Raw genomic sequence first — 20,883 nt, 5'->3', positions numbered from 1 at the left:
TTTCTTGCACTACAGTCAGTCGTTACGCCGAAGAGCATTTGGTCTGGAGAAAACGCTCCTATGAAGGGTTGAAGCGTATTTCATCCAAACGTTTTTCAACACCATCCAAGGTCATAAATAGTCAGACATTCTTTTCTCAAACTGATTCTAAAAATTTTGGAGTCAGGCGCAAGCAGTATAAGACCCCTAGTTATTAAAGTGTTTTACCAACAAACGCCTCAATAATATATGGGCGATCACAACCCTATAGCAGACCCAACTGTTACAGTTATAAAAGAGTCCGCGATCAAATTAACTTATGAGTAACTCTCCTTCAACAGAACCTCAACCCAGCTACGTAAAACTCGCCATGCGAAATATGGTGCGTAAGGGTGGAACTTCCTTGAAGCATTTTGCATTAACCACTATAGGACTTTTAGCTGTCCTGATTGGTCTTGCTTACCTGACTCACTAAGGAAAAACTATGACTTCAGACTAGGAGACTGCGTGGCTCTGGAAGTTGAATTGTATGTAGAAGATTATTTTGACGAGTTGTCCCCAACAACGTCAGTAAATTTTAGCGTCACTCATCCCCGAATTAATCCTGAAACTTGGCAAAACTGGTTTCATCACTGGTTAGAAATACTTCAGCCTGATATTCCACCAGCGCTAAGTTATGAAATCGGGTTGCGTTTAACAGATGACTTGCAAATTCAGGAACTGAATGCTCAATATCGCCAAAAAAATCAGCCTACAGATGTTTTAGCTTTCGCTGCTTTGGAAGTAGATTTTCCTCAAAGTGCAGAAATGCTTGCTTCTGGACCGCTATATCTAGGTGATATTATTGTCTCTTTAGATACTGCAACATGTCAAGCCCAGCAGCAGGGACACGATTTACCGACTGAGTTAGCCTGGTTAGCTGCTCACGGTTTATTGCATCTGTTAGGGTGGGATCATCCTGATGAAGAAAGTTTGGAGCGAATGTTAGAACAGCAAGTAAAATTGCTGGAGGGAATAGGTATTATTTTTTACGTGTAATAGCATTAATTAATCATACCTTAATGTTAATTTTGGGTAATACTTTTATAATACCTCTATGGAAAATTGCTTAAAAATGGCTCAAAGTTAATTAGGCTATAAATATTGACCACAATTCCCACTGTAGTAACTATGTTTTTGTATATTTAAGTGTATGTCCCAAAAAATTTCTCCACCACCAACACCCACCTCGTTACCAAAAATTGTGAACAACGAACGGGAATTTTCGTGGAAGATTGCTTCTAATTTATTTGTTAGTTTTAAGTATGCCTGGGCTGGAATCACTTATAGTTTTCAAACTCAACGTAATTTTCGGATTCATACAAGTGTTTGTGCAATGGCGATCGCTTTAGGTGTTTATTTGCATTTGCAAGCAGTAGAAATAGCAGTAATTGGTATAACTAGTGGTTTAGTTTTGGCATTAGAGTTACTGAATACAGCGCTCGAGTCCCTTGTGGACTTAACTGTTAAGCAGACTTACCATGATTTGGCAAAAATTGCCAAAGATTGTGCTGCTGGTGCAGTCTTAGTTTCAGCTTTAGTTGCGGTGCTAGTAGCTGCTACGCTGTTGCTTCCCCCTTTAATAACTTTAATTACATCGGCTTTGTCCATCTGATTGGCGCTTATCAAGTAATACCTTAAAATTCCAAATTCCCAATTAAATAATTTAATTATCCTAAGTGTCTTAGTTCTTGACTGGACGCTTTATAACCACAAATAGTTACTAAGCATCTCATATGACAGTTTTATATCTGTCAGTTGCAATTTGTAATCTTTTCCTTAATTATGTTAATAGTCATCGACAATTACGACAGTTTTACATATAATCTGGTGCAATATCTGGGAGAATTGGGAGCAGAGTTCCCAGTAGCAGCCGATATTAGAGTTTTTCGTAACGACAAAATATCTAWAGATGAAATTTGGGCATTAAAGCCTGAAGCTGTGGTTATTTCTCCTGGACCTGGTCGTCCAGAAGATGCGGGTATTTCCCTAGAGTTAATCGAGGAATTGGGGCAAGAGTTGCCAATTTTAGGGGTCTGTTTAGGACATCAAAGTATCGGTCAAGTGTTCGGTGGTAAAATAGTCTCTGCTCCAGAGTTGATGCATGGCAAAACCTCTCAGGTGTCTCATACTGGGGTGGGGGTTTTCCAAGGATTAGAAAATCCGCTTACCGCCACCAGGTATCATAGTTTAGTCATCGAACGCGAGACTTGCCCTGATGTGCTAGAAATCACCGCTTGGGTTGAAGATGGCACAATCATGGGAGTGCGACACCGGAACTATCCTCAGATTCAGGGCGTCCAGTTTCATCCAGAAAGCGTCCTGACATCATCAGGAAAACTGCTATTGCGAAACTTTCTCCAACAGTTACAGTCGAGAGCCTAATTAATGAAACGACGACAGTTGATGGGTTATGCTGGGGCCGGGTTGGTCACAGCTTCAGTTACTACCTTAGGTTCCCACCTTCGGGCTGACGCACAGTCTAGCGGTTTATCAGTTCAGTGGTTGGGTCATACTTGCTTCCTTTTTACTGGTAGTGGTGCAAAAATTCTCGTCAATCCATTTCGAGCGATCGGCTGTACTGCCAAGTATCGTCCGCCAAAAGTTGCAGCAGATTTAGTGCTGATTAGCAGCCAACTGCTGGATGAAGGTGCTGTGGACGTACTACCGGGGAATGCAAAACTAATCTATGAACCGGGAGTTTATGAGTTCAAAAGCATTAAATTCCAAGGAGTTGCTATAGACCACGATCGCAAAGGTGGTAAGCAGTTTGGCTCCAATACTGCTTGGAGTTGGAAACAAGGCGGAATTAATGTCCTGCACTTAGGGGGAGCTGCTGCACCTATTTCTATTGAGCAAAAAATTCTCTTGGGGCGTCCTGATGTACTATTTATTCCAGTAGGTGGCAGTGCAAAAGCCTACAATGCTCAAGAAGCAAAGCAGGCCGTTGAAGTATTAAATCCGAAGATAGTAATTCCCACCCATTACCGCACACAGGCTGCCGATCCTGCTGCATGTGAGATTTCGCCACTCGATGATTTTCTGGCCTTAATGCAAGGAATGACAGTGCAGCGTAGCAGCACAGATACTATTTCCATTAATCCTAAAGATTTACCCCAAAATAGCATAATTCAGGTTTTGAGTTACAAGTTTTGATTAATAGAGGATGAGGGAGATGAGAAGCACAGTCGATAACAGTAACTCCTAACTCCCTACTCCTGAATTCTGACTTCTAAATTCTGGTTTTAGAATGTATACCACTCTGAGGTAAGCTTATCAGCATCGCTAATCGGATTTTGAGTAGCTGTCGTCCCATCTAGAGTCCAAATGCTATCTGCACCTCCTGCCTGATCGCGCCAGTAGATGTCTGTTTTACCATCGCCGTTGAAATCACCAAGAGATGGTGTCAAGCCTGCATTATTAGCGGGTAAGAAGGCTTCAGTAGCTACTGATGTCCCATCCATCAACCAAGCGGTGTTCTCACCAGTTGTGCCATTGTGCCAAAAGATATCAGTCTTGCCATCGCCGTTGAAATCGCCAATTTTAGAAGTCCAGGCTGGGTCAAGTGTCTTGAGAGCACCCTCTGTGACTAAGATGCCATTCATCGTCCAAACCTTGTTCTCACCAGTTTGGGCGTTTCTCCACAGAATATCAGTCTTGTAGTCACCGTTGAAATCACCAAGGGTAGGAGTCCAGGCCGGGTCTTGTGATTGCAGGGCTAGTTCAGTCTTTTGCGTGCCATCCATAAACCAAGCGGTGTTATCGCCGGTTGTTGGATTGCGCCAGAAGATGTCACTCTTGCCGTTGCCGTCGAAATCAACAATGTTAGGAGTTAAGGCTGGGTCAGTGGTGTCTAAAACAGTTGCATTCACAACCGTTGTGCCATCCATCTCCCAAATAGCGTTCTCACCCGTTGTGCTATTATGCCAGAAGATATCAGTTTTGCGATCGCCGTTGAAATCGCCAATATTTGGAGTCCACGCTGGATCAACGCTGCTTAGAGAAGCCACATTAGCAACTTTGGTTCCATCCATCAGCGCAATACTATTTTCACCGGTTGTCTTATTGCGTAACAAGAAGTCGGTTTTGCCATCTCCATTAAAGTCAGCAATTTTGTAATCATAGGCAGATAGGTCAAATGTGCCTAGAGAACCCTGTTCGAGAACTTTTGTTCCATCCATCAACCGAATGATAATCTCACCAGTTGCAGAATTGACCCAAACTTTGTCCGTTTTACCATCACCATTAAAGTCAGGAGTAATCGCCGCACTAGTTAAGTAAGGATTAGGATTGGGATTTGATGAGGTTTTGATAGGCTGGGTCAACGATTCATTTTGTAGTGCTTGTGAGGAACTGCTGATTCTAAAAAATGAATCAGAATTTGGAGTATTTATATTATCAAAAGAGGATACCAAGATTTGTGATTTTCTGAAGGAATCTGATGCCCATTGGTTTATAGGCAAGCTGGAGGAATTTGTACTTCCAAACATGGTGTATTTTTATGACTGGTTGTCATATTTTTTTAACTTTTTTTTGATATCTCTTTCTGTAGCTAAATAACATTTGCTAAGCTTTAAAGTTTTCTTTATAACTATTTTATTTTTCTAAATTCCAATTAATAAAGACAAAAGATATTTATTTTAAATGATGTTAACAAAACTTTCAAGTTTCATTTAAACAATTAAAAAATATTAGAATGTATTCTAAATAATATTATCAATTATTAATAAATTACTATTGCTTTTATCTATTTTTTTTGACATTTTGATGCTGTATCAAAAATCTACTTGTATTTTTAATAATCAATCAGTTATTTAAAAAACATCTACACTAAACGTATTTTTTACAAATTTATAAACACGCTAAAACAGAAGCTTTGGAGATAATTGATTATTATCCAAGAATTTATAGCTTGAGTTAAAACAAATATTGGTTAAAATAGCTTAGATTAGCAACTATTAACAGGCATGACCCTTGCCTGCTCTAGTTATCAAAAGTGTAAAATAGAACAATACTTCATAAATATATTAGCTATGCAAGCAGAATATCAGCAGCGTCGCGACCAGTTAATGGCAAAAATTGGTAATGGTACCGCTATTTTTCACAGTGCGCCAATGGCAGTGATGCACAACGATGTCGAGTATGTTTATCGTCAAGACAGTGATTTTTTCTACTTAACTGGATTTAACGAACCACAAGCTGTTGCAGTCTTAACACCGCATCACGCAGAACATCGGTTTGTGTTGTTTGTTCAACCTAAGGATCGGGAAAAGGAAGTATGGAGTGGCTATCGCAGTGGGATAGATGCAGCCAAAGAAATTTATGGTGCTGATGAAGCATACCCAATTAATGAGTTAGATGAAAAGTTACCGCAGTATTTGGAAAAAGCTGATCGCATTTATTATCACTTAGGACGCGATCGCGCTTTTAATGACATAATCTTGAGACATTATCAACGGTTACTCCAAACTTATCCCAAACGCGGTACAGGACCCGTTGCAATTGAAGATACCGGGACTGTGATTCACAGCATGAGACTGATTAAAAGTGAAGCTGAATTAGAGTTAATGCGCGAAGCTGCGGTGATCGCTATTGAAGCACACAATTACGCCCAAGAAATCGCAGCACCCGGACGTTATGAATATGAAATTCAAGCGGAGATGGAACGCATCTTTCGCGTGCGGGGTGGTATCGGTCCGGCTTATCCTTCTATTGTGGCTTCCGGTGTCAATGCTTGCGTGTTGCATTACATTGAGAATAATCGGCAAATGCAGGATGGAGAATTACTGTTAATTGACGCAGGTTGTGCCTACGGTTATTACAACTCTGATATTACACGAACGTTTCCTGTAGGAGGGAAGTTTACACCAGAACAAAAGGCATTATATGAGATTGTTTTGGAGGCACAAAAACAAGCGATCGCCCAAGTACAACCAGGTAATTCCTTCAAATTGATTCACGATACAGCAGTACGTGTGCTGACTGAAGGTTTAATCGAGCTTGGTATTCTCAAAGGTGAAATTGACAAGTTAATTGAAGAAGAAAAATATAAACCATATTATATGCACCGGACTAGTCATTGGTTAGGTTTGGATGTCCATGATGTGGGAGTTTACCAGCACGGTGAAGATAAACCGCAGATTTTACAACCAGGTCAAATTTTGACAGTGGAACCAGGAATTTACATTGTACCAGATACCAAATTAGCAGAAGACCAACCACAGACCGATCCTCGGTGGATTGGGATTGGTATTCGCATTGAGGATGATGTATTAGTTACATCTAATGGACATGAGGTGTTAACTGCGGGAGTTCCGAAAGCAGTGGATGAAGTCGAACGATAAAAAAACAGTCATAATTTTTAATTATCGCGGATAACGGCTTTATTATTGTCATAAAAAATTGGGATAGTATCTGCTATCCCAAAACGAAAATTTGATTATTTTGAAATACACTTTTGCAAACTTTTTGATAGCTGTGGGTCAAACTTCTCTATGTTTCTGAAGCGGTTCTTTTTTAACTTACCTTATTAATATAGGGACTTGTTAATTTATCCAACTGCTGAATCAGAAGACTGAGGAATAATCCGACATCTGTGACTACACCCACTGATTCTACAGAACCGCGATCGCTCAATTTAGTCACCACAGCTGGATTAATATCCACACATACCATTTTCACCCCTGCCGGAGTCATATTTCCTACCCCAATGGAGTGCAGCATTGATGACAACATCAAAATCATCTCTGCACCTTCCAAGTTTTTCGCATATTCCTCTTGCGCTTTAATCAAATCCATTTGGGTATCAGGTAAAGGCCCATCATCCCGAATCGACCCAGCAAGTACAAAAGGCACATTGTTGTGGACGCATTCATACATAACGCCACTCTTAATCACTCCCGCCTCTACCGCTTTAGCAATGCTACCGTAACCGCGAATGGTATTAATTACCTTCAGGTGATGGCGGTGTCCACCATGCACGGCGATACCCCGCTTCATGTCCACACCCAACGAGGTACCCATAATATTTTGTTCAATGTCGTGAACAGCGATCGCATTCCCACCGAGTAGCGCTTGTACGTATCCTTGACGAATTAATTGCGCTAGGTGTTCGCCGCCACCAGTGTGAATCACTACAGGGCCAGCCGTAACAACTACTTTACCACCAGCATCGCGGATTTTACGTAATTCCCAAGCTACTTGCTCTACGACTAATTCCACCCGGCGTTCGCTGGAAACGCCCGACGACATAAAGCTGAATTCTTGGGTGCTGCGTTGTTCCCGCGATTCAGTTTTCCTGATGGTGCGGATACCTAATACGTCTACAACTACCTGTTCGCTAATTTTTAAATCGCGTAGGATTTTACACCTTGCTTTTAAGCCATTGGCAGTTTGAGTAATGGCGATCGCCCCATCCATTCGCTGATTTTCTACTTTCACCCACTGACCATTAATCCGCACTTCGGTCGGGTAGATTGTACTGACGTAGAAATCATCCGGCGCTACTCCATTTTGAATTACAGGCTCTAGTTTGGCGTCTCGCTCATCTTGGGGTAAATTTACAGCACCCAAATCAATCAACCGTGAAATGATTTCTTCCATCACTTCATGAGATGGTGCTGATACCTTCACCTCAGCGGCTGATGTACTTTGGCGCTGTTCTCCTAAGTTGAAATTCAAAACTTGGAAACTTCCGCCAGCGTCTACAATCAAATCGAGAGCGCGGTTAATCAAACCAGTGTCTAACAGGTGTCCTTCCATGCGAATGACGCGGCTTTCTACCGAGACATTGGCATGAAGTTCTTCCCTGACTGGTTCTGTTACCCGCAAAGTTAGGCATTTAGCTGCACCACCAGCTTTGAGAAATTCGGTCAGTGGCGTTTCAATCACTTGGAAACCGACATCTGCAAGGCATGACTTCAAAGCATCACTCGCCTTGTTCATGATGACGATGCTCTCCACATTCACCGCATTACAAGCGAAATTCACTGCATCAGCTTCCGCAATTGCGATTTGCTTTTCTGGTGCGACTCGCATTTGGATTAAGCGGTTGGAGTAAGAATCAAAAGCGCCTGGATAGTATAGCAAATAGCCATTTGCTAAAGGGCAAAAACAGGTATCTAAGTGATAGAAACGTTCGTCTATCAGTCGCAGGGACAGTACCTCAATATCTAGCCATTTGGCTAGATAAGGGTGAGAATCTAATTCTGAGCGGAAACCGTATCCCGCCCATAACCAGCGTCCTTCCCGATCAAGCAGCGCGTCTCCTGCTCCTTCAAAAGGCAAATCTTTGGGAAGTTCATTTACTATATAACCATTTGCCTCAAACCATTGTTTGAAGAAAGGTTCTTCTCCCTGACGTTCTTTGTGTAAAAAACGACTTAATACAACGTTTTTTCCTAGTACTAAGCCAGCGTTGGCTGTAAAGACCAGATCAGGCCAGCCTTTCTCTGCTGGTACTAAGTCTACAATGGCATGTTCTTTAAGGAGGTGGTGTAATCCTTGCCACTGTTTTACAGCGCGATCGCGCGATGATTTGTGAATATTCCCTTCCATCCAAGGATTAATCACATAATCTACGTCGTAGTGATCGGGGGGACACATCAAAAAGCGAATCCGGGAAGTCATAAAAATCTTACAAGCGTTTTATTGGGATACAGATTTTTGTTTTTCTAATTTCGTCTGTCAAATATGCTACTATCGCTCTACATTTTGATAGCGGATATCTTGGTGATTGCAAAGGTGTATTGGTCGCAGACGTGGCGCAGCCATCGCTTTATTTTACTGCTGTGTTTTGCTTTAGTGTATTTAATGCGGCAGACGATAATAACATCTTAGGTAATCATAAGTCAACACTCCAGAGTCTAGGAAAAGAACAGTCTGTTAATTTCTAGTTGGAATTGAATAGTTTACGAAGAGACTGACGAATAAAAAAATATTCCCTTGCTCACAGTCAACAATGAACAGGGTGTGGGGTGTCGGGTTGCGTGGTTAGTGACCTCTTCTTTAAAGAAGGTTTCAAACAATGACACTATTTTTCTCGCGCTTTGCGTCTCGAAAAACATTTTCTTCTTTTTTCCTCTTAAAAGAGGAGGCTTGTATCCAGTGTTGGGGCTGTCTTCCCCCACACCAACCCCCCACACCCGCCCCAACGGGGCTTGGTCAGCAACTTCAAACGGGATAATTTATTTTTTAGAGTTCCCTAACAATTCGCTGCAAATTCGACAGCAGATGATTCCACATCCAACTTGAGGGCTGTGATATTATGGGAGACTGCTGCATACATTATTGAAAAACTAAAAATTCGATCATGGCTTTGACGCAACTGCGGAAACAAGAAATTATCTCTAACTACCAAGTCCACGAAACCGATACTGGTTCGGCTGATGTCCAAGTTGCGATGTTAACTGAGCGGATCAACCGTCTCAGCGAACATCTCCAAGCAAACAAAAAAGACCATTCTTCCCGGCGGGGACTGTTGAAACTCATTGGTCAGCGCAAGCGTCTTCTAGGCTATATTCAGAAGGAAAGCCGCGAAAAGTACCTAGCTTTAATTGCTCGTCTCGGTATTCGGGGTTAGGAGCGATCGCTTATGTCTGCTGAAGAATCGGAACGCGAACGCTTACCTTTTGAACCAAACAAAAAGCGCCAAAAACCCTTAAAAACTTCAACTAAATCGGCAGCAACGCCACAGCAACCCAGTAACCAAGCTGATCAAAAGCGGCCTTACACCAAAGAAGAAATGGCAATTCCTAAAGTAGTCAGCCAGCGGATGGTTCGACGGGTAGCTGTGTTCTGTGGTGTACCAACAGCTTTAGCCATTGGTACCTTGATTGTCAGCTATTTACTTGCTATCTACTTCAACATCAAATTAGCTCCCATTGCCGTGTTATTGGTAAACATGGGATTATTTGGTTTAGGAGTATTAGGGATAACCTATGGGGTTCTCTCTGCCTCATGGGATGAAGAAAGAGCCGGAAGTCTATTCGGTTTGAGTGAATTTGGCACTAATTGGGGACGAATGCTGGCAGTTTGGCGCGAAACTCGGCAAAAAAACTCTTGAACAATCGAGAATTGGTGAATTCAGAATTCAGAATTTAGAACAAGAAGTGGGGGATTGGAAACTGCCACTCCCTTACAAAAAAGTTTAGATCCTCGGCAGCTTTAGCTTTGACACAAGCGCGAATAGTAGACTGCTATAATCGTACCTCTGCTCTTAAGCAACCTAGTAAGAGCGTCTCCGACAACATAAAATTTAGCGTGTTTATTAAACYCACTTATCATCCCCCAGTCAGGCTCCAATTGATACAGCAATTCTGACACCTCGGCGGAGCGTCTGTGGCTTTGCTCGTGAATTCTTCAAAACTTCAGCATTGCTAATCTAAATTAAATGATTATTTTTATACCCAATTTGGACTAATCTAGGAAAAAAATTACTAGTTGGTACATTTTGTCTATTTATTTTGTAAATAAATTTAGTTTTAACTATTTCTAATTAAGCAAATACGTAACAATAAAGGTTACGTTCATTTACAAAAAATTTACTCAGTAAATCAGGAACTTTAAGATGATTATAGTAATGAAAAGTGGTTCCCCAGAGGCGGAAATAAACCGCCTTGACGAGGAATTATGTAGCTGGGGTCTAACTCCAGAAAAAATTATTGGCAAACACAAAGTAGTTATTGGTTTAGTAGGTGAAACCGCCAGTTTAGATCCACTACAAATTCAAGAACTTAGCCCTTGGATTGAGCAGGTATTGCGGGTAGAGCAGCCTTACAAACGAGCTAGCCGCCAGTTTCGCCACGGGGAAGCTTCGGATGTGGTGGTTAACACACCTAATGAAGCGGTGGTATTTGGCGAACACCATCCCTTAGTAGTTGTAGCTGGCCCCTGTTCTGTAGAAAATGAACAAATGATTGTGGAGACGGCACGGCGTGTCAAAGCCGCAGGGGCGAAGTTTTTGCGTGGAGGCGCATATAAGCCCCGGACTTCACCTTACGCATTCCAAGGACACGGCGAGAGTGCTTTGGAATTATTAGCAAAGGCACGAGAAGTTAGCGGACTAGGTATTATTACAGAAGTCATGGATGCCGTTGACCTAGATAAAATTGCCGAAGTTGCTGACGTGATTCAGGTGGGAGCAAGGAATATGCAGAATTTCTCTTTGCTCAAAAAAGTAGGATCGCAGTCAAAACCAGTTCTTTTAAAGCGGGGAATGGCAGCTACAATTGAGGATTGGTTGATGGCAGCCGAGTATATTTTGGCAGCTGGTAATCCGAATGTAATTTTGTGTGAAAGAGGAATACGTACCTTTGACCGCCAGTACACTCGAAATACGCTAGATATATCAGTGGTGCCAGTGTTGCGAAAGCTGACTCACCTACCAATTATGATTGACCCCAGCCACGGGGTAGGTTGGTCTGAGTTTGTGCCATCAATGGCAATGGCGGCGATCGCAGCTGGTACAGATTCTCTGATGATTGAGGTTCACCCCAACCCGGCCAAAGCTTTATCCGATGGTCCCCAATCTCTGACACCAGAACGTTTTGATAGCTTGATGCAAGAATTGGCAGTAATTGGTAAGGCAGTGGGACGCTGGCAACAACCAGCAGTATCTTTAGTATAAAATTTTGAACATGCTAAGCACTTAGGTGTAAAGAAGTTAAAAGGGACTGACAATGGGACTCAAAAGGTAGAGCAGCAGGAGTCAAGGGCAAGGGAGAAAAAGAAAAATTGGCTCTTTCCCCTTTCCCTTATCCTCATTACCTAATACCCTTTTATCTTCTATATATATAATGAGCGGGTATCCACCGACGACCACGATTTGTCTGCACCCAACGTCCAGGAACCAATATTCTCCTTCTCGCTTGAGCAGGGGTATAAACCCTAACTCGTGCTTGTCTTCTAATTGTTCTGACAGGAACTGGTCGCCTAACTTGCCATCTCATCTGAGCCTCGGCTTGGGAAGGAATAAAAGTAACAGCAATTGGTAAAATTAGCGCTGCACTAGCAAGCATTTTTTTAATACTCATTCGCAATCTTTCCTTCTATGATGTAAAGATTGAAGAGATTAAATTTTTATAAAGTATTAACCTCTTGGACAACTAAATAATAGAATTGGAAAGAAATATACGCTAGTGAAAAAGGTAATTAGTTGAATCGTGACTAATGTCATAGATAAAATTTATAAAAATCATTCTCTGGTTGTAATAGTAATTCTTGATAAACATAAGCTTAATACTCAGAAGTGACGAATTCCTCAGTACCAACAAAATTAACCATTTTTGGAGTAAGTTTTTGAATGATTTGTCCTAAGCGATCGCGTGGTGAATTCAGGTGAAACAGCTTTGCCACCATAATTTTGCTTTCAGGTGTTCCTATATAAGTTCGATAGTCTTGAGCCAACGAGGTGACTTTATACGCTAGAGAAAAGTCCATCAAGTATTGATTCCCAAAACTTATTTGATAAAATGATGGCTCAATTTTATCAAAACTACTTTAAAAACTTATTAACACCCACTTAATACACTATGGTGCAAATTTTGGTAATCCTCTGAGAATTTTATCCAACAGTTGTAATTGAAAAATAAATTGCAATAGAGGTATTCATAGAACCGTTTAAGATAAAGAAATTCTCAATCAAAAATCTAAGCTTAAGAGACCTCGGCTCAGACTTATTCCCAAATATAAAATAGTATTATACCAACTCATAATACTCGCCTGCCCGTAAGCAGCAAGTTATATAGTTAATAACTTTTAATTACGTAAGTCTGAAAAAATCTAAGTTTGTAGATTTGAATTTGTTGCATAATTTTAGATAATTAGTATTATCTCAAGTCTGCTGATATAACTATGATTGGGACTCTAAGGAAGTAATCTCAAAAACATTGTAATTGGGTCTCTTATTGACAATCACATATTAAGAGTGATTTGTTGGACATCATATTAGGAGCGTATTTCCAGATGATTGGTGATGAAAAATATAAATATTAGCGTTAGCGCTATTATCCACGCCTGACCCCATAACACAATAACAGTTATGATTTAAGGTAAACTCTATCGCTTCTATCTCCTTTACTTTATATTTACTCCTGTAAACTTTATTTTTATCAGTTCAAGCTTTATCAAAAAATAATATCTTTCTCTAGAGATTAAGTTTTTCATTAATAAAAAAATTATTAACAGTAGATATATAAGAGTCCTAAATCATCGATAATCAACTTATATCCAAAGTTTTTAAACCAGCTGGTGATATAAACACTGGGAAGTCTCGTAAATTAAAATTGCTATATTTATGTTACTAAATAGTCAAGTTTTTAATATCTATATATAAAACTTTGTCAACTTTACTGATGACTAAGTGTCAAAATTTGTCTAATTTCGACTACCGTACCATAAGATTGATATACCACTTGAAATCTTTAGTTATTAGGGCTAATCATATCAACATATCATAATAATAAGATTTATCAATAATCTATTTGCTGGTCTAGTTAATTTAATGTTAAATTATGTTCTTAATAGTACAAAAGATTAATACATAGATAGATGAAGATTATTATATGAAGAACCAGGGAAATATAAAATTTAGATGAATTTAGTAAAGATCCTATAAATTAAAGTAAGTAAATTACTAAACTCTCAGAAGAGTAAGCTGTAACAAAAGTAATTACACAATGTCGAGCAAACCAGATTGAATCAATAAAGCTAGCAAATCTTGGGTTTTATAGACTTCAGTATTTACACACCTTCATGTGTTATTTGAAATATGAAAACAAACTCATCCAACTCACTATTAACAGTTCCAACTGGACCGCTCAAAATTTCCGAATACCCTCGTAGTGATATAGATGAATGTAGCGAATATATCCTGCTTTCTCTTGTTATTCCTACTTATAAAGAACGTAACAACGTCAAGAATATAGTTAGGATATTGAGTCTGATACTAGATGAATCCATTCCAGGAAAGTATGAGCTAATTATCGTAGACGATGATAGTCCAGATGGGACTTGGGAAATAGCACAATCTTTGACAACAGAATACCCCCAGTTGCGAGTGATGCGGCGGCAACAGGAAAGGGGGCTGTCTTCAGCAGTGATTCGTGGCTGGCAATCAGCTACAGGCAGTGTGCTAGGGGTGATTGATGGAGATTTGCAGCATCCGCCAGAGGTGCTGATGCAACTGTTGCGTAGTATTGAACAGGGAGCAGATTTGGCAGTAGCCAGCCGTCATGTGGAAGGAGGCGGTGTCAGTAGTTGGAGTGTTATTAGGCGTTTATTGTCTCGCGGCGCTCAGTTGTTAGGTTTAATTATCTTACCAGGGGTATTAGGGAGAGTTTCCGACCCCATGAGTGGTTATTTTATGGTGCGCCGGAGTGCGATCGCCAATGCCATGCTTCATCCAGTAGGATACAAAATTCTCCTAGAGGTAATTGGGCGAGGAAGAGTCAACCAACTAGCGGAAGTTGGATATGTATTTTGTGAACGCAAAGAAGGCGAGAGTAAAGTCACATGGAAGCAGTATATAGACTATATACATCACTTAGTGCTGTTGCGGCTTTCCACAGGAAGGGTGGGACGGTTTAAGAAAAAAGTTAACTTTCCATTTAGGCGGTTCATGCGCTTTGGTTTGGTTGGCTTAAGTGGGGTTTTTGTGGATATGGTAGTGCTTTACTTACTGAGCGATCCCACTACCTTAGCTTGGCCATTGACACGCAGCAAAATTATCGCTGGTGAAATTGCAATTTTGAATAATTTCTTCTGGAATGATGCCTGGACGTTTGCCGATGTCAGCGCCAGACAGCAAGAATGGCATCAACGCGGCAAGCGATTTTTGAAATTTAACACTATTTGTCTAGCGGGACTGGTATTGAATGTACTGGTATTAAATTTAATATTTAATTTTCTTATTCCTAACCGTTATATTGCTAATCTAATTGCGATCGCTGTTGCTACCGTCTGGAATTTCTGGGTGAATTTAAAACTTAGCTGGCGTATCACCGATGTGAAATAATCACAACGAAGGATTTGAGATTTGAATTTTTATTTTTAGATTTCAGAACGAATTTAAATCTAAAACGTCAAATCTACAGATTGATGAGTGTAAGAGCTGGCTATGAAAGTTTTTTTTAGGGATGCATTCTATTTTTGCAAAAAGATTATCTTGTTGTTGCCTGTGTATACTGCCCAGATTCGACCCGACAAAGGTAAAATCTCAGTCTTGCAACAGATAAATTTGCACAATTTGTATGACTTCCCTTTTCCTAGCTGGTTTCATCCTTTGATGTGGTTGATTATCGGCTTCGGCTTACGCTTAGTGAACTTGACCGCAAAGCCTCCTTGGACTGATGAATTTTGCACTTTGGTGTTTAGTTTGGGGAATAATTTTTTATCAGTACCCTTAGATAGAGCGATCGCACCTGATATTCTATTACAACCACTACAACTAAACCCAGCCGCTAGTATTGGTGATGTAATTCATAATGTAGTTACACAAGATACCCATCCACCACTGTATTTTGTTTTAGCTTACTTGTGGATGAAATTATTTCCCAGCGAAGGAGGATTAGTATCGCTATTTGCTGCGCGTTGTTTACCAGCTTTAATTGGTGCTATCTCTATTCCCTGTGTTTACGTATTAGGTAGAGTAGCATTTCGTTCGCCATTGGTAGGAAATTTAGCTGCTGCCATTATGGCAGTATCACCCTACGCAATCTTTTTGTCACAAGAAGCACGCCATTACAGTTTAGGAGCCTTGTGGGTAATTGGTTCTCTAATCTGCTTAGTAATTGCTACACGTCATCTTCAAAACCACACACCTTTACCGATGTGGGTAGCACTTTTGTGGGTAGAAATTAATGCTTTAGGTTTTGCTACCCATTACTTTTTCAGCCTTACCCTTTGCACTGAAGTTCTAATCTTAATTTTTCTTGCTTGGCATCAAAAACAAACTAATACAAAATTTTCTCTGCTTTCTTCTACTTGGCAGCGCATCTATGCTGTTGCTATAGGTACATTTGTAGCAGGTTTAATTTGGGTACCAATCTTTTTAGAAAATAGAAATCGCGATAATTTGACCGAGTGGATTCGAGGCTCCCGCGCCGGACTAGATTGGATAAGCCCAATTTTTCAAGCTTTAGGAACATGGATTACAATGATTTCCCTGTTACCAGTCGAATCTGCACAACTATTGGTTGTGATTGCTTCGGGATTGGTAATGCTAATTTTCTTTATTTGGGCAGTACCAATTTTAGTGCGTGGGATTAAGGTTCAATTGCAACACCTAGAAAACCGGATTATGATTCAGGTGTTAGCTGGAGTTGCTATCAGCGCTAACGCTTTATTTTTTATCTTTACTTACTTTTTGGGAATTGACCTAACCAGAGGCGCTCGCTACCACTTTATTTACTTTCCTAGTGTAATTGTTTTACTAGGAGCAAGTTTGGCAGTTTGTTGGCATCCACCCAGAGAATTAAGAAAAAATATTGGCAGATGGAGAATAAATGGAAAAAAAGCTGTGGTCTTAATTTGGTTAATGGGATTTACGAGTGCCATCACAGTACTCTGTAATCTCGGCTATCAAAAATATTATCGCCCTGACCTTTTTGTGCAATTAATTCAACAAGTATCGCCAGTGCCAATACTGATTGCCACCACTCACAAAACTTATGTACACACTGGAGAAATGATGGGGATAGCGAGAGAAATTAAACTGAAAAATTCACCCCAAAATTCTCTGTTTCTTCTTGCCCATCAAGATAGAGATCCGAATACTTCCACTATTGCTCTAGAAAATAGTTTAAAGACTTTAGCACGGCCTTTTGACTTGTGGCTGGTAAACTTTCATGCCCCTGTAGCAGAAGCCATCAAAACATGCGTCTCTGATACTGAATCTTTAGCAAGCATAGACGGCTACAAATATCAACTTTATCATTGTCAGCAAGCTCCAAGCTTAAAGTAGAAACGCCATTGAGAAAGAATACATAACGCATTATGACTCTTGTTTTTTGTCTTTGCCTTAGGTGTTGCGATCGCTTATGCTAAATTCAGTCTAATTGGCATTATCTTCTGTGGACAAAAACCGCGAGCCGTTTATTAGTCTGGCACTTTACCACGCCTTTAAATGGTCAGTCGTCAGCCCTATGCTTCACGCTTACTTTCGGGGTAACATTTATGGTGCGGGAAATGTCCCTCAATGGGGGCCATTGGTGGTAGTAAGTAATCATGCTAGTTATTTTGACCCACCAATTGTCTCTAACTGTTTAGGCCGTCCAGTGGCGTATATGGCTAAGGAAGAATTATTTAATATCCCAATTTTGGCGCAAGCGATTAAATTGTATGGTGCTTACCCGGTGAGTCGGGGAAGTGCCGATCGCAATGCCATCCGCTCAGCCTTAGAATATCTAAATAACAGTTGGGCTGTCGGTGTTTTCTTGCAAGGTACTCGCACTCCAGATGGTCGAATTACAGACCCCAAAAGAGGCGCTTTGCTGCTAGCGGCGAAAGCCAAAGCCCCAATATTACCAGTAAGTGTTTGGGGTACAGAGAAAATTTTAGAAAAAGGCTCGAAAATACCCCGCAAAGTTCCGATTACAGTCAGAATTGGTAACTTGATAGAGGCTCCCAATTCTAGTAATAAAGAAGAATTGGAGACTTTGACACAAAAGTGTACTACTGTAATTAATCAAATGCATGATTTAGGACGATGAATTAGACAAGTCCAAATATATACTTTAGGGAKGTGGCAATCGCTATTAGGTTTCTCTAATCTGAAATTCAATATATACCAGTAACCTTGTGAGAAATTCCACTAATATCATGTCCGTTCAAATAACCGTCATTGCAATGTAGAGAAGCAATCCCGAAAACGTTGTGATTGCGTCGTTTTACTCGCAATGACATATTACGGATTGATTTATTAAACATCATATAAGAGCTTTATTCTAAAGATTTTATCATCTCACAGGAAACCTCTCTACGAGACACTTTGCACAGCTTACTTTATTGTATAACTTACGCAATCTAACTTTCGGCAAAATATTAAATCCTAAATCCTAAATTAATATGAGTGGCTTTGAAGCCAAAAACTTTTGGCAACGATTAAATAATCTAGCGTTAGTCCGCTTTTTGCTCTTAGTTGCTTGTGGATGGGCAATTGTACAGCTTTTGGCTTACTTTGAAACAGTTATCGTTATTTTTACATTTGCTGCTATTTTGGCTTTTTTACTTAGCTATCCTGTAGAGTGGCTGCGGCGTTTTTTGCCTCACGGTGTAGCAGTTGGTGTAGTTTTCTTGCTCAGTATTGTAATTATTGGGGGTGTAATAATTACTGTAGGTTTAACGGTTTTATCCCAAGGACAACAATTAATTGATAGTATAACTGGATTTTTAAATTCTTTATTACCCCTATTAGATAAATTAGAAGAATTCTTCCGCAACCGCAATCTTCAGATAGATTTAAGTTTTGTTCAAGAACAATTAAGGAACCAAGCTATATCAACTCTTGTCACTAGTTTAGCTATATTACAAAGTTTTTTCACAAACTTTGTGACTTTTATCTTGATTGCAGTTGTAGCTTTTTTCATGTTACTAGATGGAGAAAAGCTCTGGAATTTTATCTTAAAAATCTTACCTAAACAACGCCGTAATAGATTTACTCTTATTATCAGACGCGCCTTCCTGGGATTTTTTCGAGGTCAGTTGTTATTAAGCTTATTTCTCACAACTGCAAGTTTCCTAGTTTTCTTAATATTAAAAGTGCCTTTTGCATTATTATTATCAGTGATTGTTGGTATTGTTGATATCATTCCTGGTATAGGAGCAACATTAGGAGTAAGCATTATAACTTTATTTGTATTATCTCAAAGTTTTTGGTTAGCATTGGAAGTATTGATAACTTGTATTGTTCTTCAGCAAATACAAGATAATTTGATTGCACCAAGAATTATGCAAGGTGCGCTAAATTTGAATCCCGTAGTCATATTCTTTGCTCTGCTAGTAGGTGCTAGAGTTGCAGGATTATTAGGTGTTTTTATATCTATTCCCATCGCTGGAGTAATTGTATCTTTGTTTGAGATTGAAGAAATGAAATCTGAAGTTTAGTCAAAAAAATTCGTAATTATTATCCCATAACTCAAGTTAGGTGCTTGAAATAAGGAATAAGGCGTTTCTAATTGTGGTATGAATAGATTCCAAAGTCTTGTAAAAAAGCCTGAAAACTCTATCTTTATCTCTGTGTCTGTGCGCCTATACGTGAGATTTTCATACCTGATTATGGAAGGCCAGAAATAAATTATTAAGTCTCCATAACTCCAGTTAGAGATTTGTACCATAAATTACGAATGACAAATTAGTAATTATTCGGTCATTTGTCAGGAACTACGAACTAGTGAATAATATAAAAATGGCTATCTAAAAATCTAAATTGAGGAATGATGTCGGATTTAAGAGCAGAATTAACAGAAAACCTGGATGAGGCAGAGTGGGAGTGGCTAATTCCTCATGTACAGCGAGATGCAGTAATTTTKGTGGCACTTAAGTTAAACTTAGTCGATGTTGGGGTAGCGATCGCAAATGATAATACTCCATCAGTGCAACAATGGATTGAAGAACAATTGATTACCAAACCGACCACAGCACAGGTGGGAGAATGGAATAGCGATACTACTAAGCGATTTAATACGCTTATCGTCCAGCCTTACGTTTTAGTGCAAGAAATCATCGCAGCTTAAGGAAAATCATTGTTTTCAGACCTCGAAACGAGATTTAAGCTATTTCGCCACCATCTCACCAAGCTTTGCAACTCCTTTGACAACCAACCATCAAATTGGGGATAAACTGGTAAACGCTCTATCAACTCCCACCCCGCAGACTTTAAAATTTCTCTCAATACCTGTTGTTGAAGATGAGGATAATCAGGATTAACTTCATCTTTTGGGACAATTCCGCCCAAGTCTCGCGCACCAGCTTCGATACAAGCAAGTAACCATTGGTCATCCTTAACTAAATTAGGCGGAATTTGAATTGTAATATCAGCTGGTAGAATTTCACGTGCTTTAGCAATTACTTCTGGCAATTGATGGGGGTTAAAGGGCGGTGCATTAAAACTCTGCTGATTTCCTGGACTATGAGGTTGCAAAATTACTTCTTGGATATGACAGTAACGTTGATGAAATTGAGAGATTGCTGCTAATGTTTCCCACCAATCATTAGCAGTTTCTCCAATTCCTAAAAGTAACCCTGTTGTAAAGGGAATCTGCAACTCTCCTGCCCATTGTAATTGTTGCAGCCTAACTTCTGGTAATTTACTCGGTGCGTGTCGATGTACGCTATTTAACAATATCGGTGTTAACTGTTCCAACATCAGCCCCATCGAAACATTCACATGCTTGAGGTTTTGCATCTCTGCAAAACTTAATGGTCCTGCATTGGTATGCGGTAGAAACCCCATTGAAAATGCTAATTCACATAAATCATAAATTAGTTCAAACCACGCTTGACGCTTTGGTGAATGGGGATGTACTTCACCACTAAGGATGAGAATTTCACAAACTTTTTCACTTTGCAGCTGTTTGAAAATACTTTCTGCATCCGAGAGATTCATCCAGGGACTTTTACCTGGTTCAGTGCGAAAGTTACAGTAGCTACAGCGATTAAAGCATTCGTAAGTAGGAACAATTGTATAAGCAGGGCTATAAGTAACAACACAAGAATTATTAATTGCCATCAAATTATTCTACTAAAAATTAAATTATTGTAGTCAGATGGCACAGCTAAATTGGTGTCAGTAGCTCAACCTACCAACACTTACACTTTCAAACTTGAGTGTTACTTACGTGCAATACTTCCAAGTAATGATATCGAAAT

19 protein-coding genes are annotated in these 20,883 nt (G+C 39.9%); 14 read left to right on the top strand and 5 right to left on the bottom strand.

The window, feature by feature from the left end:
- Positions 1–298: 298 nt before the first annotated feature.
- From FCR06_RS03725 to FCR06_RS03705, 5 genes are all read left to right on the top strand, one after another.
- A complete protein-coding gene (locus FCR06_RS03725; RefSeq protein WP_073643590.1) occupies positions 299–454 on the top strand; it encodes a DUF3285 domain-containing protein in 156 nt (51 codons plus the stop codon).
- A 38-nt stretch (positions 455–492) separates the two neighbouring features.
- Positions 493–1,017, top strand: a complete 525-nt coding sequence (ybeY, locus tag FCR06_RS03720; RefSeq protein ID WP_138497541.1) for an rRNA maturation RNase YbeY — start codon at positions 493–495, stop codon at positions 1,015–1,017.
- 154 nt (positions 1,018–1,171) lie between these two features.
- The gene (locus tag FCR06_RS03715; RefSeq protein WP_138497495.1) at positions 1,172–1,633 is read left to right on the top strand and encodes a diacylglycerol kinase family protein; all 462 of its coding nucleotides are present in this window, start codon (positions 1,172–1,174) and stop codon (positions 1,631–1,633) included.
- Between the two features lie 170 nt (positions 1,634–1,803).
- Entirely contained in the window at positions 1,804–2,403 is a 600-nt protein-coding gene (locus tag FCR06_RS03710; protein WP_138497494.1) for an anthranilate synthase component II, read from the top strand.
- Positions 2,404–2,406: 3 nt separating this feature from the next.
- Entirely contained in the window at positions 2,407–3,174 is a 768-nt protein-coding gene (locus FCR06_RS03705; RefSeq protein WP_138497493.1) for an MBL fold metallo-hydrolase, read from the top strand.
- 89 nt (positions 3,175–3,263) lie between these two features.
- Here the strand turns inward: FCR06_RS03705 and FCR06_RS03700 are convergent, their stop codons facing one another.
- Positions 3,264–4,508, bottom strand: coding sequence for an FG-GAP repeat domain-containing protein (locus tag FCR06_RS03700; RefSeq protein ID WP_138497492.1), 1,245 nt, complete (start codon positions 4,506–4,508; stop codon positions 3,264–3,266).
- 543 nt (positions 4,509–5,051) lie between these two features.
- On the opposite strand from FCR06_RS03700, the gene FCR06_RS03695 reads away from it, so the two are divergent.
- Complete coding sequence (locus FCR06_RS03695) at positions 5,052–6,362, top strand: aminopeptidase P N-terminal domain-containing protein (RefSeq protein WP_138497491.1); 1,311 nt, start codon at positions 5,052–5,054, stop codon at positions 6,360–6,362.
- Positions 6,363–6,534: 172 nt separating this feature from the next.
- On the opposite strand, the gene FCR06_RS03690 is transcribed toward FCR06_RS03695, so the two are convergent.
- Positions 6,535–8,646: a TIGR00300 family protein gene (locus FCR06_RS03690; RefSeq protein ID WP_138497490.1), complete on the bottom strand. Its 2,112-nt coding sequence runs from the start codon at positions 8,644–8,646 to the stop codon at positions 6,535–6,537.
- 682 nt (positions 8,647–9,328) lie between these two features.
- Between FCR06_RS03690 and rpsO the strand changes: the two genes are divergently transcribed.
- The 3 genes from rpsO (at position 9,329) to aroF (ending at position 11,644) form a co-directional block, all read left to right on the top strand.
- The gene (gene rpsO, locus FCR06_RS03685; RefSeq protein WP_138497489.1) at positions 9,329–9,598 is read left to right on the top strand and encodes a 30S ribosomal protein S15; all 270 of its coding nucleotides are present in this window, start codon (positions 9,329–9,331) and stop codon (positions 9,596–9,598) included.
- 12 nt (positions 9,599–9,610) lie between these two features.
- Positions 9,611–10,081 (top strand): PAM68 family protein, encoded by a 471-nt coding sequence (locus FCR06_RS03680; protein ID WP_138497488.1) that lies wholly within the window; start codon positions 9,611–9,613, stop codon positions 10,079–10,081.
- Positions 10,082–10,585: 504 nt separating this feature from the next.
- Positions 10,586–11,644 (top strand): 3-deoxy-7-phosphoheptulonate synthase, encoded by a 1,059-nt coding sequence (gene aroF / locus FCR06_RS03675; protein WP_138497487.1) that lies wholly within the window; start codon positions 10,586–10,588, stop codon positions 11,642–11,644.
- Positions 11,645–11,795: 151 nt separating this feature from the next.
- Here aroF and FCR06_RS03670 read toward each other — a convergent pair whose 3' ends face one another.
- Both FCR06_RS03670 and FCR06_RS03665 read right to left on the bottom strand, forming a co-directional pair.
- Complete coding sequence (locus FCR06_RS03670; RefSeq protein WP_138497486.1) at positions 11,796–12,050, bottom strand: hypothetical protein; 255 nt, start codon at positions 12,048–12,050, stop codon at positions 11,796–11,798.
- Positions 12,051–12,252: 202 nt separating this feature from the next.
- Positions 12,253–12,456 carry a hypothetical protein gene (locus tag FCR06_RS03665; RefSeq protein ID WP_138497485.1) on the bottom strand — a complete coding sequence of 68 codons (204 nt, stop codon included), beginning with the start codon at positions 12,454–12,456 and terminating at the stop codon, positions 12,253–12,255.
- 1,330 nt (positions 12,457–13,786) lie between these two features.
- Here FCR06_RS03665 and FCR06_RS03660 point away from each other — a divergent pair.
- The 5 genes from FCR06_RS03660 to FCR06_RS03640 all read left to right on the top strand — a co-directional run bounded on the left by FCR06_RS03660 (position 13,787) and on the right by FCR06_RS03640 (position 19,748).
- On the top strand, positions 13,787–15,031 hold the full coding sequence (locus FCR06_RS03660) for a glycosyltransferase (RefSeq protein ID WP_138497484.1): 1,245 nt from the start codon (positions 13,787–13,789) through the stop codon (positions 15,029–15,031).
- A 270-nt stretch (positions 15,032–15,301) separates the two neighbouring features.
- The gene (locus FCR06_RS03655; protein WP_138497540.1) at positions 15,302–16,978 is read left to right on the top strand and encodes a glycosyltransferase; all 1,677 of its coding nucleotides are present in this window, start codon (positions 15,302–15,304) and stop codon (positions 16,976–16,978) included.
- Positions 16,979–17,087: 109 nt separating this feature from the next.
- Positions 17,088–17,726, top strand: coding sequence for a lysophospholipid acyltransferase family protein (locus FCR06_RS03650; protein WP_138497483.1), 639 nt, complete (start codon positions 17,088–17,090; stop codon positions 17,724–17,726).
- Between the two features lie 355 nt (positions 17,727–18,081).
- Positions 18,082–19,119, top strand: a complete 1,038-nt coding sequence (locus FCR06_RS03645; protein ID WP_138497482.1) for an AI-2E family transporter — start codon at positions 18,082–18,084, stop codon at positions 19,117–19,119.
- Between the two features lie 332 nt (positions 19,120–19,451).
- Complete coding sequence (locus FCR06_RS03640; protein WP_138497539.1) at positions 19,452–19,748, top strand: DUF2288 domain-containing protein; 297 nt, start codon at positions 19,452–19,454, stop codon at positions 19,746–19,748.
- Here FCR06_RS03640 and cofG read toward each other — a convergent pair.
- On the bottom strand, positions 19,745–20,743 hold the full coding sequence (gene cofG / locus FCR06_RS03635; protein ID WP_138497481.1) for a 7,8-didemethyl-8-hydroxy-5-deazariboflavin synthase subunit CofG: 999 nt from the start codon (positions 20,741–20,743) through the stop codon (positions 19,745–19,747). The two genes, FCR06_RS03640 and cofG, sit on opposite strands and share 4 nt — an antisense overlap.
- Positions 20,744–20,883: the final 140 nt, after the last annotated feature.

Source organism: Nostoc sp. PA-18-2419 (assembly GCF_005869855.1).
GTDB lineage: Bacteria > Cyanobacteriota > Cyanobacteriia > Cyanobacteriales > Nostocaceae > Nostoc.
The sequence above is the reverse complement of the archived record's forward strand: the minus strand, read 5'-3'. Positions and strand labels throughout refer to the sequence as shown.

Coding starts and splice junctions, on each gene's coding strand:
- FCR06_RS03725 (WP_073643590.1), top strand. CDS start 299: ATGAGTAACTCTCCTTCAACAGAACCTCAACCCAGCTACGTAAAACTC.
- FCR06_RS03715 (WP_138497495.1), top strand. CDS start 1,172: ATGTCCCAAAAAATTTCTCCACCACCAACACCCACCTCGTTACCAAAA.
- FCR06_RS03705 (WP_138497493.1), top strand. CDS start 2,407: ATGAAACGACGACAGTTGATGGGTTATGCTGGGGCCGGGTTGGTCACA.
- FCR06_RS03700 (WP_138497492.1), bottom strand. CDS start 4,508: ATGTTTGGAAGTACAAATTCCTCCAGCTTGCCTATAAACCAATGGGCA.
- FCR06_RS03695 (WP_138497491.1), top strand. CDS start 5,052: ATGCAAGCAGAATATCAGCAGCGTCGCGACCAGTTAATGGCAAAAATT.
- FCR06_RS03690 (WP_138497490.1), bottom strand. CDS start 8,646: ATGACTTCCCGGATTCGCTTTTTGATGTGTCCCCCCGATCACTACGAC.
- rpsO (WP_138497489.1), top strand. CDS start 9,329: ATGGCTTTGACGCAACTGCGGAAACAAGAAATTATCTCTAACTACCAA.
- FCR06_RS03680 (WP_138497488.1), top strand. CDS start 9,611: ATGTCTGCTGAAGAATCGGAACGCGAACGCTTACCTTTTGAACCAAAC.
- aroF (WP_138497487.1), top strand. CDS start 10,586: ATGATTATAGTAATGAAAAGTGGTTCCCCAGAGGCGGAAATAAACCGC.
- FCR06_RS03670 (WP_138497486.1), bottom strand. CDS start 12,050: ATGAGTATTAAAAAAATGCTTGCTAGTGCAGCGCTAATTTTACCAATT.
- FCR06_RS03665 (WP_138497485.1), bottom strand. CDS start 12,456: ATGGACTTTTCTCTAGCGTATAAAGTCACCTCGTTGGCTCAAGACTAT.
- FCR06_RS03660 (WP_138497484.1), top strand. CDS start 13,787: ATGAAAACAAACTCATCCAACTCACTATTAACAGTTCCAACTGGACCG.
- FCR06_RS03655 (WP_138497540.1), top strand. CDS start 15,302: ATGTGGTTGATTATCGGCTTCGGCTTACGCTTAGTGAACTTGACCGCA.
- FCR06_RS03645 (WP_138497482.1), top strand. CDS start 18,082: ATGAGTGGCTTTGAAGCCAAAAACTTTTGGCAACGATTAAATAATCTA.
- cofG (WP_138497481.1), bottom strand. CDS start 20,743: ATGGCAATTAATAATTCTTGTGTTGTTACTTATAGCCCTGCTTATACA.